Source organism: Nocardia sp. NPDC058640, assembly GCF_042716995.1.
In the GTDB taxonomy this organism is placed as follows: Bacteria; Actinomycetota; Actinomycetes; order Mycobacteriales; family Mycobacteriaceae; genus Nocardia.
On the sequence record NZ_JBHXRG010000019.1, the window covers coordinates 12783 to 25626 of the forward strand.

The 12844-nt window shown below is 68.0% G+C and carries 12 protein-coding genes; 5 read left to right on the top strand and 7 right to left on the bottom strand.

The genetic code is table 11. The features are described 5' to 3' along the window. Positions 1–93: 93 nt before the first annotated feature. The gene (locus ACFWU5_RS19765; protein ID WP_379268172.1) at positions 94–777 is read left to right on the top strand and encodes an AAA family ATPase; all 684 of its coding nucleotides are present in this window, start codon (positions 94–96) and stop codon (positions 775–777) included. Positions 778–885: 108 nt separating this feature from the next. Here the strand turns inward: ACFWU5_RS19765 and ACFWU5_RS19770 are convergent, their stop codons facing one another. Continuing rightward, positions 886–1833 (bottom strand): diacylglycerol kinase family protein, encoded by a 948-nt coding sequence (locus ACFWU5_RS19770; RefSeq protein WP_379268173.1) that lies wholly within the window; start codon positions 1831–1833, stop codon positions 886–888. After that, the gene (locus ACFWU5_RS19775; RefSeq protein ID WP_379245138.1) at positions 1830–3407 is read right to left on the bottom strand and encodes an FAD-binding oxidoreductase; all 1578 of its coding nucleotides are present in this window, start codon (positions 3405–3407) and stop codon (positions 1830–1832) included. Before ACFWU5_RS19775 ends, ACFWU5_RS19770 begins: the two co-directional genes overlap by 4 nt. Positions 3408–3653: 246 nt before the next feature. On the opposite strand from ACFWU5_RS19775, the gene ACFWU5_RS19780 reads away from it, so the two are divergent. Both ACFWU5_RS19780 and ACFWU5_RS19785 read left to right on the top strand, forming a co-directional pair. Continuing rightward, positions 3654–4271: a TetR/AcrR family transcriptional regulator gene (locus ACFWU5_RS19780; protein WP_379268174.1), complete on the top strand. Its 618-nt coding sequence runs from the start codon at positions 3654–3656 to the stop codon at positions 4269–4271. Continuing rightward, positions 4261–5799, top strand: coding sequence for a glycerol-3-phosphate dehydrogenase/oxidase (locus ACFWU5_RS19785; protein ID WP_379268175.1), 1539 nt, complete (start codon positions 4261–4263; stop codon positions 5797–5799). Before ACFWU5_RS19780 ends, ACFWU5_RS19785 begins: the two co-directional genes overlap by 11 nt. A gap of 8 nt (positions 5800–5807) precedes the next feature. Here the strand turns inward: ACFWU5_RS19785 and ACFWU5_RS19790 are convergent, their stop codons facing one another. Beyond that, positions 5808–6935 (bottom strand): GNAT family N-acetyltransferase, encoded by a 1128-nt coding sequence (locus ACFWU5_RS19790; protein ID WP_379268176.1) that lies wholly within the window; start codon positions 6933–6935, stop codon positions 5808–5810. Between the two features lie 91 nt (positions 6936–7026). Between ACFWU5_RS19790 and ACFWU5_RS19795 the strand changes: the two genes are divergently transcribed. Then, positions 7027–8250 carry an FHA domain-containing protein gene (locus ACFWU5_RS19795; protein ID WP_379268177.1) on the top strand — a complete coding sequence of 408 codons (1224 nt, stop codon included), beginning with the start codon at positions 7027–7029 and terminating at the stop codon, positions 8248–8250. A gap of 66 nt (positions 8251–8316) precedes the next feature. Here the strand turns inward: ACFWU5_RS19795 and mihF are convergent, their stop codons facing one another. After that, positions 8317–8631, bottom strand: coding sequence for an integration host factor, actinobacterial type (gene mihF / locus ACFWU5_RS19800; protein WP_019045768.1), 315 nt, complete (start codon positions 8629–8631; stop codon positions 8317–8319). Positions 8632–9139: 508 nt separating this feature from the next. Here mihF and ACFWU5_RS19805 point away from each other — a divergent pair. Continuing rightward, complete coding sequence (locus ACFWU5_RS19805) at positions 9140–9952, top strand: hypothetical protein (RefSeq protein WP_379245100.1); 813 nt, start codon at positions 9140–9142, stop codon at positions 9950–9952. Between the two features lie 52 nt (positions 9953–10004). Here the strand turns inward: ACFWU5_RS19805 and clpX are convergent, their stop codons facing one another. The 3 genes from clpX to ACFWU5_RS19820 all read right to left on the bottom strand — a co-directional run bounded on the left by clpX (position 10005) and on the right by ACFWU5_RS19820 (position 12833). Beyond that, a complete protein-coding gene (clpX, locus tag ACFWU5_RS19810; protein WP_379245098.1) occupies positions 10005–11285 on the bottom strand; it encodes an ATP-dependent Clp protease ATP-binding subunit ClpX in 1281 nt (426 codons plus the stop codon). A 242-nt stretch (positions 11286–11527) separates the two neighbouring features. Then, positions 11528–12193, bottom strand: a complete 666-nt coding sequence (locus ACFWU5_RS19815; protein WP_379245096.1) for an ATP-dependent Clp protease proteolytic subunit — start codon at positions 12191–12193, stop codon at positions 11528–11530. A gap of 43 nt (positions 12194–12236) precedes the next feature. Then, positions 12237–12833, bottom strand: coding sequence for an ATP-dependent Clp protease proteolytic subunit (locus ACFWU5_RS19820; RefSeq protein WP_379245094.1), 597 nt, complete (start codon positions 12831–12833; stop codon positions 12237–12239). Between the last annotated feature and the right edge of the window lie 11 nt (positions 12834–12844).

A 12844-nucleotide genomic window follows, 5' to 3' on the forward strand; every position in this document is an offset into this window, starting at 1 on the left:
CCCTTGCGCGCCAAGCACTCCCCCGGACCCGCAGCGGCCTATCAGGGAAATCCCTGATTGCCGTTTTGTCCGCTTTACCGGATCCTGGAGAGGGTGACGCCCCCGCTCGATTCCGCCTCGGCCCCCACCCACCGATCGGCACCCCGAATCATCACCCCGGCCGCCCTGGTGGACCTACGCGCGGGCGAGGTCGACGAACTGCGCTACCCATCGACCACGGTGTTGGTGTTCGCCGGTGTGCCCGGCGCGGGCAAGTCCACCGCGCTACACCGGCTGTTCGGTGCGGGCCCTGATGCCGAGCAGTCGGTGCGGTCCGAGTCGGGCGCGCTGGTCCTGGATTCCAACCACACGCGCAACCGGTTGCGCCATCGTCTGGGGTGGGCGCCCTATTCGCTGTGGCGACCGCTGGTGCATTTGGCGCACTACCGCGCGATCCGCGACGCACTGCTCGCGGACAACGGCCCGGTGGCCATCCACGACTGCGCGACGTTCCGGTGGAGTCGCCGCCTGATCGTGCGCTGGGCCGCACAGGGTCGGCGCGAGTTGCACATGGTGCTCATCGACGTGCCCGCGATGCAGGCCAGGCACGGTCAGATCAGCCGAGGGCGCAGGGTCAACAGTGTCGCCTTCACCGCACACTGCCGTCGCTGGGCGGAGATGATGCGCGAACTCGACACGCTCGAACCCGAGACCGCGCCGCTGTCGGCGACGTCGGTGGTGATCATCGACCGGCCGACGTTGGCCGCGGTGTCACGCATCGGGTTCGACGCGGCCTGAGCTCAAGGCACCAACACAAGCCAAGCGCCCGGCATCGGTCACCTTGGCCTGAGTTCAGGGCACCAACACAGCCAACGCCCCCGGCCTCGCCTACACGTTGGCCTGAGGTCAGGGCACCAGCACAGCCAACGCCCCCGGCATCGCCTGCACGGTCACCGGCAACATTCCCGCCGGCTCGCCGTCAGCGGTGGCATACCCGCCCGGCGCGCTGACCGTGATCCGTCGCGCCCGGTACCGCTTCGTCGCGGGATGGTCGATGCGCTTGCCCGCCGACAGTGCCGGCAGCAACCGACCCATCTCCCAGCGCGACACCGCGCCGACCACGGTGATGTCGAGATACCCGTCGTCCGCCTCGGCTTCCGGGCACACCAGCATCCCGCCGCCGTAGGTGCGGGTGTTGCCGATCGGCGCCATCACCGCGTCGGTCATGATCACCACGTGTTGGTCGGGTGGGTTGTCCAGGGCGCCCGGTGCCAGCCCGGACATCTCGATGCGGAACGGCAGGGTGTAGCCGCGCAGCAGTTCCGCCACCGCCGCCACGGTGTAGCGCAGTGGTCCGCGCGGGTATCGCATGCCGTTGGCGCGCAACGTGACTCGCGCGTCGAAGCCGGTGCCGACCACGGTCGCGAACCAGGTGGGGGTGGCGTCGGGTGACTCGATCCGGCCCAGATCCAGCGTGCGGACGCGACCGCCGAGCAGGATCCGCACGGCTGCGCGCGGGTCGTCGGTGGGAATGCCGAGTTCGCGTGCCAGGTCGTTTCCGGTGCCGGCGGGCACCAGCCCCAGCGGCACCCCGCTGTGTGCGACCGCGGCCAGCAGGACGTTCATCAGTCCGTCGCCGCCCACGCAGATCACCGCGTCGGGCCGGTCGGGTCCCGCGAGCGTCGTTCTGACCTGCGCGACAGACGAATCCGCACTCGGCGCGCGCACCTGTGTCACGTCCACGCCCTGGGCGGACAGCTCCGCCAGCACCGCTTCCGTGACACCGTCGCCGCGTCCCGAGCCCGAATGCGGGTTGGTGACTATCAGGACCCGCCGCACCGAATGTTCGCTCACGGCACCAGCTTCCCAGGATTGAGCACCCCGGTGGGGTCGAGTTCGCGCTTCACCGCACGCAACACTCGAACGCCCAGCTCACCGATCTCCGCGCCCATCCACGGCCGGTGGTCCGCGCCGACGGCGTGGTGGTGGGTGATGGTGCCGCCCGCGGCGATGATCGCGTCGCCCGCCGCGGACTTGGCGATCTGCCACTGGGCGATCGGGTCGTCGAGCTGCTTGGCCACCACGGTGAAGTACAGCGAGGCACCGGTGGGATAGGTGTGCGAAATATGGCACATGACCAGGGCAGGTGTGCCCTGCGCACCGAGCGCGTCCATCAGCGCACCGGTGACCTTGATCTTGAGATTGGCCAGATTGGCCCAGCTGGTGGCGGTTTCGAGGGTTTCGCACAGCACGCCGACATCCAGCAGCGCGTCGCGCAGGTACGGCGCGGCGAACCGGCCGTGCTCCCACTGTTGCGCGGGCGCCTCGCCCAGCGCGGTGCCACCCGCGGCCGCGAGCAACGCGCTCGCCTCGGCCGACCGGGCGGCCACGTGCGCCGCGCTTCCTTCGAACGTGGTGATGGCGAGGCAGCCCGACACCGGGTCGCGGCCGACGTCGGCGGTGCGAGCCAGGTTCAGTCCCGTCTCCGCTTCGTCGGACAGTCGCAGCACCGTCGGCGCGGCCCCCGCCTGCACGACACTGCGCAGCGCCGCCGCGCCGGTGGCGAAGTCGGGGAACGACCAACCTTGGTAGGCAATGGTTTCCGGCACCGGATGCACGCGCACGGTCACCGAGGTGATGATGCCCAGCGCACCCTCCGACCCGACGAACAGCTCGCGCAGATCCGGCCCCGCCGCCGACGCGGGCGCGCGGCCCAGGTCGAGGGTGCCCTGCGGGGTGGCCACCACCAACGCCTGGACCATGTCGTCGAACCGGCCGTAGCCCGCCGACGCCTGACCCGACGACCGGGTCGCGGCGAACCCGCCGATGCTGGCGAATTCGAAACTCTGCGGGAAATGTCCCAGCGACAGCCCGTGCGCGCCCAGCAGTTGCTCGGCCTGCGGGCCGGTGAGTCCGGCGCCCAGCGTGGCGGTGCCGCTGGCCGGATCGACCTGCGTGAGGGTGTCGAGCCTGCGCAGATCCACCGCGATCACCGTGTCGAACCGCCCGCGCACCGGGTCGACGCCGCCGACCACACTGGTGCCGCCGCCGAACGGGACCACCGCGATGGCGTGCTCGGCGCAGTACCGCAGCAGCGAGATGACCTGCGCGTGGTCGGCGGGGTACACGACGGCGTCGGGGGCGCGCTGCGGCTGTGTGTCGCGGCGGCGCAGCAGGTCCATGGTGCTCTTGCCGCCTGCGTGGCGGAGTCGAGCGATGTCGGCGGTGGTGAGATGTTCGTCACCCACGATCGCGGCCAGGCCGGACTTATCAGTCAAGGTAAGCGTCGACGGAACGAGGGGCACGTCACCCTCGTCACGACGCGCGACCGGGTCACCCGAGATCCCGAAAACCTGTCCGAGCAGACCACGGATCTGCGCCGACAGCGGCTGGTGACCGGCGGCGACGCCCCACGCGTCCCACACCATGCTCGGCGCCACCGTGGCAGACCCGGATTGTTCGTGTTGCATCTCGACCATGCGTTACATAATGACATAAGATGTCAAGCAGTAACCACGCGATATGTCCTCGAGTCGGCATCGGCACCGCTGTCGGATGTCACTGCCGCACTTTCCCAACCGCAACCTGCCTGGTCCGCTCGATACCCTGGGGCGTTCCAGCTCGACCACGGCGCCACCACCCGGCGCCACCGAACACACCGGCGGTGAAGCACGATGATCGACCTCGCTACCCACGCTGACCAGCTTTCGCCAACAGACGTGGCGATTCTCGATGCCACGCGGGCCTGCGTCGTAGATTTCGGAGTTCGTCGCACCACGCTCACCGAGGTGGCGCGTCGAGCGGGCGTCAGCAGGCCGACGGTGTATCGCCGCTGGCCCGACACCGGCTCGCTGATCGCGGAATTGCTGGTGCGGGAACTGCGCACGATCATGGCCGAGACCATGCCCGACACCGGCCTAGGTCGGATTCGGCTGGTGCGCGGGATCGTGGACGGCGCGGCGGCGATTCGGTCGAATGCGGTGTTCGCCAAGATCTTCCGCACCGACACCGATTTGATGCTCACCTATGTGTTCGGTCGACTGGGTCGCAACCAGCGCACGCTGATCGAGCTGTTCGCCACCGTGATCCGGCTAGGCCACACAGATGGGTCGATTCGGGCGGGCGATCCCGAGCACATGGGCACCATGCTGCTGTTGATCGCTCAGTCGGCGGTGCAATCGGCGGGCACGGTCGCGGAACTACTGGCCGGTGCGGAGTTCGACGCCGAATTGGCAAGGGCTATCGAGGGTTACCTGCTCCCGCTACCCGAGAAGGACTGTGATGACCGCTGAACTCAATGCCGCACGCCGCACCGCCGAACTGGCCGCACTGCACGCCAATCCCGAGGTCGACCTGGTGGTGATCGGCGGCGGCGTGACCGGCACCGGCGTGGCTCTCGACGCCGCCGCGCGTGGCCTGCGCACAGTTCTGGTGGAGCGCAACGACTTCGCGCACGGCACCAGCCGGTGGAGTTCGAAGCTGGTGCACGGCGGGCTGCGGTATCTGGCGGGCGGTCGGGTGGGCATCGCGCACGAGAGCGCGGTCGAGCGCGGGATCCTGTTGCGCACCACCGCACCGCATCTGGTGCGCCCGATGCCCCAGCTGGTGCCGTTGCTGCCGGGGATCAAGACAGCCCAGAGTTCGCTCATCCGCGCGGGTTTCGCGGCCGGTGATGCCTTGCGGATCAGCGCACGCACTTCCGCCGATACCCTGCCGCGTTCGCGTCGGGTGACCGAGGCCGAGGTGCTGCGGTTGGCGCCCACGGTGCGGCGGGAAGGACTGCGCGGCGGGCTGCAGGCCTGGGACGGGCAGCTCGTCGACGACGCGCGACTGGTTGTCGCGCTGGCCCGCACCGCGGCGGACCTCGGCGCGACCGTGCTCACCCGCATGGCAGCCTGGACGGCACGCGGCGATTATGTGCTGCTGCGGGACAGCATCTCCGGCGAACACCTGGAGGTCACCGCCCGCGCGGTCGTGAACGCATGCGGCGTGTGGGCCGACGAGATCGACGACAGCATCGAACTGCGCCCCAGCCGCGGCACCCACCTGGTCTTCGATGCCGCCGCGTTCGGGGGCCTCACGGCCGCGCTGACCGTGCCGGTGCCCGGCAGCATCAGCCGATTCGTGTTCGCGCTACCCGCCGCGCACGGCCGCGTCTACGTCGGACTCACCGACGAGGCCGCCCCCGGCCCGATCCCGGACGAGCCACAGCCCACCGAATCCGAGATCGACTTCCTGCTCGAAACAATCAACACGGTCTTGCGGGAACCGTTGACCCGCAAAGACATTCGCGGCCAGTTCGCCGGCCTGCGCCCCCTGCTCAAAACCGACGGCGACAGCACCGCCGACATCTCGCGCGAACACGCGGTCATGATCGCGCCCGACGACCTGATCACCGTGGTCGGCGGCAAACTCACCACCTACCGCAAGATGGCCGAAGACGCCGTCGACGCCGCCATCGCCCACGCAGGACTCACCGCCGCCCCCTGCCGCACCAAGACCCTCCCCCTGGTCGGCGCGGTCACCGGCGCCGCCCGCGACCGCATCGACGCCCCGCCGGTCCTGATCGAGCGCTACGGCACCGAGGCCACCCAGATCGTCTCCGCCTGGCTGTCCGACCCCGCCCTGGCCGAACCGGTAGCCCCCGGAATCGACGTCACCGCAGCCGAATTCGACTTCGCCATCACCCACGAAGGTGCCATGACCGTCGACGACCTGCTGGACCGCCGCACCCGAATCGGCCTGGTCCCCGCCGACCGAGCAGCGGCAACCCCCGCCGCCGAAGCCGCCTTCGCCCGCCACACCACCCTCACCACCTGACTGCCGGTTCAGTCGAATACCCAGGAGGCGAGCTCCGCGCGCATGGACGCGCGGGGCCATTCGTCCAGCCCGTGGGCCAGTTCGGTGGCCCGGATCGCGCGCAGGCCCGGCGGTTCGTCGGCAGCGGCGATATAGGCGAACCCCAGGCGTTCGTAGTACGGCCCGTTCCAGGGCACCTGCGTGAACGTGGTCAGCGTGATCTGGTGCAGCCCACGGTCTTTCGACCACCGCACCGCGTAGTCGATCAACCGCTTCCCGATCCGCGCACCCGCGTACGCCGGGTCCACCGAGACCTGTTCGATGTGCGGCACACCGTCGACGAAGTCCAACACCAGATACCCGATCGGCCGATCGTGCTCATCGGGCCACACCCACGCCCGACCCTCGATGACGAAGGCGCGCAACATCTCTCGCGACGGCGGCTCGTCCTCGGCCACCGCGATCATCCCCACCTGCGCGAACGGCGCTCCCGCCCGCACCTCGATCTCCTGCAACGCCCCGATCTCGTCCTCGCGCGCCGGTCGCACCGGCCCGCCGGTCACTGCAGGCCGCTGCGTGCGCACGCGACCATCTCCGCGCGGGGTGGCGAGAATCCCGTTGAGCAGAGCATTCAGCGCCCACCGTGCACGATCGAGTGAGTCCTGCGACGCCCCGAGCGCCACCCGCTCCACAGCCTCCGCGGCGATATGCCGTTGGATCAGCCGCACAGCCCACCCCGCCGTCTCACCATCCAGTCCCCCTTCACGCAACAGCACAACCAACCGCTCGACCAGCGCACGGGCGTGATCGGTAGTCGGGGTCCGCCCGAACCCCACCAGCGCCAGCCCGTCATGCCGCCCCAACGCCTCGATCGCCGCGTCGACCAGCGCGGTCAGCCGCCCCCGCCAGTCCCCTGAAGTGGGCACCGGGATCTGCGCCAACACGTGGTCGAGCATCGCGGTCATCAGGTCGTCGCGATGCGCCACGTACACATACAGCGACGCGGCCCCGGTATCGAGTTCCTGGGCAACGCGGCGCATGGTCAGCGCGGCACAGCCGTCGGTGTCGAGGATGCGCAGGCCGGTCTCGATGACGAGTTCGCGGCTCAGGGGTGGTTTCGCCGGTCGTGCCCGGCGACTCACGGGTGCGGCATTCATGTGCCGATCTTACGCGGCGCACGAACACCGTTTGGCACGAACACTGTTCGAAATTGTGCTTCGAGCCTTATCCGAGGGCGCCGCGCCCTCTATGCTGGCGACACAGACCTCGGTCGCGGTCTACCGCGCAGCGGGGCGGCCACAGCGGGGAGCAGGCCAGTCCGAGAAGGAGGCGTTGATGCACGCGCATTCGTCCACCGTGGCCATCGTGCCGGGGACCGGGATCGTCGCCCGTTTCGGCGATGTCGTGGTCTATCTGGCCGGTGAGACGCCCTCGACCGACCGCCTGCTCGGCGCGGTCGAAACCGTCGCCAACAACACCGCGGCCTCCGCGCCGGGTGCGGCCCTGGCGCAGCGGTTGGCGGGCGTGGTCTTCGGCGGCGCTTCCGCCCCACCACCTTTCGGCGTGCTCGCCCCCACCGCCGACGGCATGTTGATCCTGTTGCGCGGCGCGGTGATCGCGGAGATCTCCGGCGCGGAGGGCAACCGTCGCCTGGCCGGTGACCGGGCCTTCACCTGGGTCGACGAGATCATCCGCGAACCGGTGCGTCGGATCGCGGTCGGCGCGGAGATGGCCGACCCCACCAGCGCCAACCCGCGCACCGACCTGCGCGCGGGCATCGTCACCGGCAACGGTTTCGTGCTGAATCTGGGCCGCCGGCGCAATCCGCCGCCGCGCCGCGTTGAGTCCATCGACGAACCCGCACCCACCGAGGCCACCGGTTTCCAGGCCGTGCGCCCACCCACCCGTTCCACCGACCCCGGCGACGCACTGCCGCCCACCCAGGGCTTCCCCGCCGAGGCGCCCCAACCCGACGGTGAACCGGCAAGCGCGAACACCGGCGATCCCGTCAACTCCGACGGCGTCACCGTCAGCACCGGCCCCCGCAACTCCCCCGCCGCCAACGCCCCGCGCGCCTGGTCGCAGGCATTGAACGCCGCCAAACGGGCCGAACCGGTCGCGTTGAGCAAAGGTGGTGCGAGTTCGCGCGGCGCCCTGGTCACCGAAGACGGGATGAGCTACCCGCTGGACCGGTCGTATGTGCTGGGCCGCAACCCGTCGGGCGAAGAATCGGTGCGCGCCTCCGCGGCGACGCCGATACTGATCGAACGTGATCGTCTGGTCTCGCGGGTCCATGCCTTCGTCGCCCCCGACCGTGGCAAGGTGTTCGTCCGCGAAGCCCCCGCGACCTCGGGAACCTTTTTCGCCGCCCCCGACAGCGAGCGTTGGTCACGCGTGGGCACCCTCCCGATCGAGTTACAACCGGGCTGGCGCCTGCGGATCAACGACTTCCTGCTGACCTACTGCGTGTAGATATCCCTGAAAGACCATCCCGACGCCCGTGCATCGCGCACCACGGGCGTCGGATCGCGAATCGGCTCAGGCCTCGAGGGCGTCGAGCAGTGCCGCGCGCTGACGAGCACCAAGGCCACCGATACGACGATCCTCGGGAATCTCGGCCTGATCCATCAACTTCGCGGCCTTGACCGGACCCACGCCCGGCAGTGCCTTGATCACGGCAGCGACCTTGGTCTTTTTCACCAGGTCGTCGCTGTCGGCTTTCTTGAGCAGATCGGCGACGGTGACCTTGCCCTCCTTCACCTTGCCGATCAGTTCCGAGCGCGCCTTGCGCACGGCAGCCGCTTTGGCCAACGCCTCGGTGCGCTGTTCGGCGGTCATCGTAGGCAGTGCCATGTCTCCTCCGCTTCCACTCGTCACTCGAACATCTGATTGACGGACCGAGTAAACAGCACGAAATCAGCAGTACCAGTCCGACACACCGCGAGGATACGCCGATGAGTTTTGCGTGCCGAACCCGTCGTATCTGGTGAAGGCCCTGCGAGACGGACCAAACGGACGAAAGGACGGTTTCGAAGGAACCGATCCCCTATCCATTTCTCCACCTCCCAAACATCTGAGTAACACGGCGATGACCAGCAACGACACACCATCAGAAGCACTTCACGGGACCAAGGTTCAACGGCGAACCACGGAGGATCAACGAAGCTCCTCGACCCCGGGCGCGACGGTTTCACCACCGTTGTCACCGATCCCCGTTCTGGTGCATCCACGGCAACACCGCTTGTGCGCCAGACCCTTTGAGCCCCCGCGGGCCGGTTGATTCGGGCCCGCGGGTGTAGTTCCCCCGCTCCATGCGCAACAATGACGCGACCCGGCGAACCCTTTTGCTACTGGAGTTGCGATGCGCGAGGAACACCCGCTCGACCACGAGGTCACCGCCTTGCCCGTGCGGGTGGAACGGGCCAGGCGTCGGATCGCCTACCAGTCCGATCCGGCGTTGACCGACGCACTGTCCGAAGACGAACTGCGCGCCGAACGCGAGCTCGCCGAAAAGATCCGCACCTACGAGCGCGATCAGCGCTGGAAGCAGATCAAGGCCGCCTCTTCGCACGCCGACCGCTTACGCGACACCACCGCGGAGCTCGAGCGCGCCGAGATGTCGGACCTGATGCTGGCCCGCAAGGCCATCGCCGCGCAACGCCGCGAGTCCAACCCGCGCGCTCGCCTGGCGTCGCTGTATCAGCACCGCACCTGGTCGCTGCGCGGGTTGGCAGGCGTGGTGCTGGTGGGGATGCTGTGGTCGGCGGTGAACGTGCAGCACAACATCGCCCCCGGCGGGCCGAGCGATCCGCTGTACTGGGCCAGCTTCGGCCTCGAGGCGATGATCAGCGTGTGTCTGATCATCATCATGATCGGGACCACGCGGGTATCGGAGTGGGGGGTGATGGGCAACCGCAACCAGGTGCTGATCGCCGAGGGGTTCCTGCTATCGCTGACCATCGCGCTGAACACCTACCCGCACCTGAGCGCGCGGCACTGGTACGACGCCGCTGTGCACGCGGTGGCCCCGATCATGATCGGTGTTGCCCTGCTCATCCACAATGCCGCCAGCGCCCGCTACAGCACCGCCATCGCCCGTGCCAGTGCGGACATCCCCGCCGACGACGCCGAGGATCTGCTCGCGGCGCCGAGCCTGGGCAATCCCACCCACTGAGCACACGAAAAGGGCCCCTTCGGATTCGAAGGGGCCCTTTCGCGTAGGTGTCCTATGCCGACTTGTCGCGACGCTCGGGCCGCTGCGCCTTGCGGGGCACGATCGTCGGGAGGACGTTGTCGATGACGGTATCGGCGTTCACGACCACCTTGGCGACGTCGTCGCGACCGGGGATGTCGTACATCACCGGCAGCAGGACTTCTTCCATGATGGCGCGCAGGCCACGAGCGCCGGTGCCGCGCAGGATCGCCTGATCGGCGATGGCCTCGAGGGCGTCGGAGGTGAACTCGAGGTCCACGCCGTCCATTTCGAACAGTCGAACGTACTGCTTGACCAGCGCGTTCTTCGGCTCGGACAGGATGGTGACCAGCGATTCCTTGTCCAGGTTGGTCACCGACGCGATCACCGGCAGACGGCCGATGAACTCGGGGATCAGACCGAACTTGATCAGATCCTCCGGCATCACGTCGGCGAAGTGGTCGTCGGTGTCGACCTCGGCCTTGGAGCGCACCTCGGCGCCGAAGCCGATACCGCGGTGACCGGTGCGATCGGACACGATCTTCTCCAGGCCCGCGAAGGCGCCGGCCACGATGAACAGCACGTTCGTGGTGTCGATCTGGATGAATTCCTGGTGCGGGTGCTTGCGACCGCCCTGCGGCGGGACGCTGGCCTGCGTGCCTTCCAGGATCTTCAGCAGCGCCTGCTGCACACCCTCGCCCGACACATCGCGGGTGATCGACGGGTTCTCGCTCTTGCGGGCGATCTTGTCGACCTCGTCGATGTAGATGATGCCGGTCTCGGCGCGCTTGACGTCGTAGTCCGCGGCCTGGATCAGCTTGAGCAGAATGTTCTCGACATCCTCGCCCACGTAGCCGGCCTCGGTGAGCGCGGTGGCGTCGGCGATGGCGAACGGCACGTTCAGCATCTTGGCCAGGGTCTGCGCGAGGTAGGTCTTACCGCAGCCGGTGGGGCCCAGCATCAAGATGTTGGACTTGGCCAGCTCCACGGTCTCGCCGCGGCTGTCTCGGCCCTTGTCACCGGCCTGGATGCGCTTGTAGTGGTTGTAGACCGCCACCGCCAGCGTCCGTTTGGCCGTGTCCTGGCCGATCACGTAGTTCTCGAGGAAATCCCGGATCTCCGAGGGCTTGGGCAACTCGTCGAGCTTGACCTCGCTCGATTCGGCCAGCTCTTCCTCGATGATCTCGTTGCACAGGTCGATGCACTCGTCGCAGATATAGACCCCAGGGCCCGCAATGAGCTTCTTGACCTGCTTCTGGCTCTTTCCGCAGAACGAGCACTTGAGCAGATCGCCGCCGTCTCCGATGCGCGCCATCTCGTAGGTCCCTACTTCCTTGTCCGAGTGCGACCGTGCACCCCCGATTGGGCCGTCAAACACGTCTCGGTGCCGTCAATCAGAGCAATGGTCCCTGAGTCGACCGTACCTGTTGTGCGCGAATGAGGTCGACAACTCGCGCATGTTTGCGGTCTGCGTTGTGCGGGTTCTCACCATTGTGAGCCACCCCGGGTGAAAAAGGTGGGCCCGCCGCCCACATCAGGGCAGCGGGCCCGGGCGTGTCACTTCTGACCGCTGAGCTTCCGGTAGTCGAAGACCTGGTCGATGATGCCGTATTCCTTGGCTTCGTCGGCGGTCAGGATCTTGTCGCGGTCGGTGTCCTTGCGGACCTGCTCCTCGGACTTGCCGGTGTGGCGCGAGATGGTGACTTCCATCAGGCGACGCATCCGCTCGATCTCCGCCGCGGCGATCTCGAGGTCGGACACCTGACCCTGCACCCCGCCCGAGGACGGCTGGTGGATCAGGATGCGGGCGTTGGGCAGCGCCGCGCGCTTGCCGGGCGCACCGGCGGCCAGCAGCACCGCGGCGGCGGAGGCGGCCTGACCCAGGCAGACCGTGACCACGTCGGGGCGCACGTACTGCATGGTGTCGTAGATGGCCATCAGCGCGGTGAACGAACCACCGGGCGAGTTGATGTACATGGTGATGTCGCGGTCGGGGTCCTGGGACTCCAGCACCAGCAGCTGCGCCATGATGTCGTTGGCGGACACGTCGTCGACCTGGTTGCCCAGGAAGATGATCCGCTCTTCGAACAGCTTGTTGTACGGGTCGGATGTCTTGACGCCGAACGAGGTCTGCTCGGTGAACTGCGGCAGGATGTAGCGCGACTGCGGGGTGGCCGCGGCAGCGCCACCCAGGCCTGCGCGCGGGTCGATCAGATTGGCCATCTTGGTCTCCAAGCTTGTCTCGAGTGTGTGGGGCGCGCGGGTGCTACTTCTTCGCCTGGTTCGCGTGGGCGACCACGTGGTCGATGAAGCCGTATTCCAGGGCTTCCTTCGCCGTGAACCAGCGGTCGCGGTCCGCGTCCTCGGTCACCTGCTCCACCGACTTGCCGGTGTGCAGCGACTGCAGCTCGTTGAGCTCACGCTTGGTGTGGGCGAACTGCTCGGCCATGATCGCGATGTCCGCGGCCGAACCACCGATGCCCGCCGACGGCTGGTGCATCATGATCCGGGTGTGCGGCAGCGCGAAACGCTTGCCCTTGGTGCCCGCGGTGAGCAGGAACTGCCCCATCGATGCCGCCAGGCCCATGCCGTAGGTGGCGATGTCGCACTCGGCGAACTGCATCGTGTCGTAGATGGCCATGCCCGCGGTGACGGAGCCGCCGGGCGAGTTGATGTAGAGGGCGATGTCCTTGGTCGAGTCCTCGGCCGAGAGCAGCAGGATCTGCGCGCAGATCTTGTTCGCGATGTCGTCGTCGACCTGGCTGCCCAGGAAGATGATGCGCTCGCGCAGGAGCCGCTCGTACACCGAATCACTGAGGTTGAGGCCAGCGGTAGTGGCTGTCATGACCCCTGCCTGGTTCATTGTCACGGATA

Excerpts from the sequence above, each read along its gene's own strand:
- ACFWU5_RS19795 (WP_379268177.1), top strand. The coding sequence starts at position 7,027 with ATGCTGGCGACACAGACCTCGGTCGCGGTCTACCGCGCAGCGGGGCGG.
- ACFWU5_RS19785 (WP_379268175.1), top strand. The coding sequence starts at position 4,261 with ATGACCGCTGAACTCAATGCCGCACGCCGCACCGCCGAACTGGCCGCA.
- ACFWU5_RS19805 (WP_379245100.1), top strand. The coding sequence starts at position 9,140 with ATGCGCGAGGAACACCCGCTCGACCACGAGGTCACCGCCTTGCCCGTG.
- ACFWU5_RS19815 (WP_379245096.1), bottom strand. The coding sequence starts at position 12,193 with ATGGCCAATCTGATCGACCCGCGCGCAGGCCTGGGTGGCGCTGCCGCG.
- clpX (WP_379245098.1), bottom strand. The coding sequence starts at position 11,285 with ATGGCGCGCATCGGAGACGGCGGCGATCTGCTCAAGTGCTCGTTCTGC.
- ACFWU5_RS19790 (WP_379268176.1), bottom strand. The coding sequence starts at position 6,935 with ATGAATGCCGCACCCGTGAGTCGCCGGGCACGACCGGCGAAACCACCC.
- ACFWU5_RS19820 (WP_379245094.1), bottom strand. The coding sequence starts at position 12,833 with ATGAACCAGGCAGGGGTCATGACAGCCACTACCGCTGGCCTCAACCTC.
- ACFWU5_RS19775 (WP_379245138.1), bottom strand. The coding sequence starts at position 3,407 with ATGGTGTGGGACGCGTGGGGCGTCGCCGCCGGTCACCAGCCGCTGTCG.
- mihF (WP_019045768.1), bottom strand. The coding sequence starts at position 8,631 with ATGGCACTGCCTACGATGACCGCCGAACAGCGCACCGAGGCGTTGGCC.
- ACFWU5_RS19780 (WP_379268174.1), top strand. The coding sequence starts at position 3,654 with ATGATCGACCTCGCTACCCACGCTGACCAGCTTTCGCCAACAGACGTG.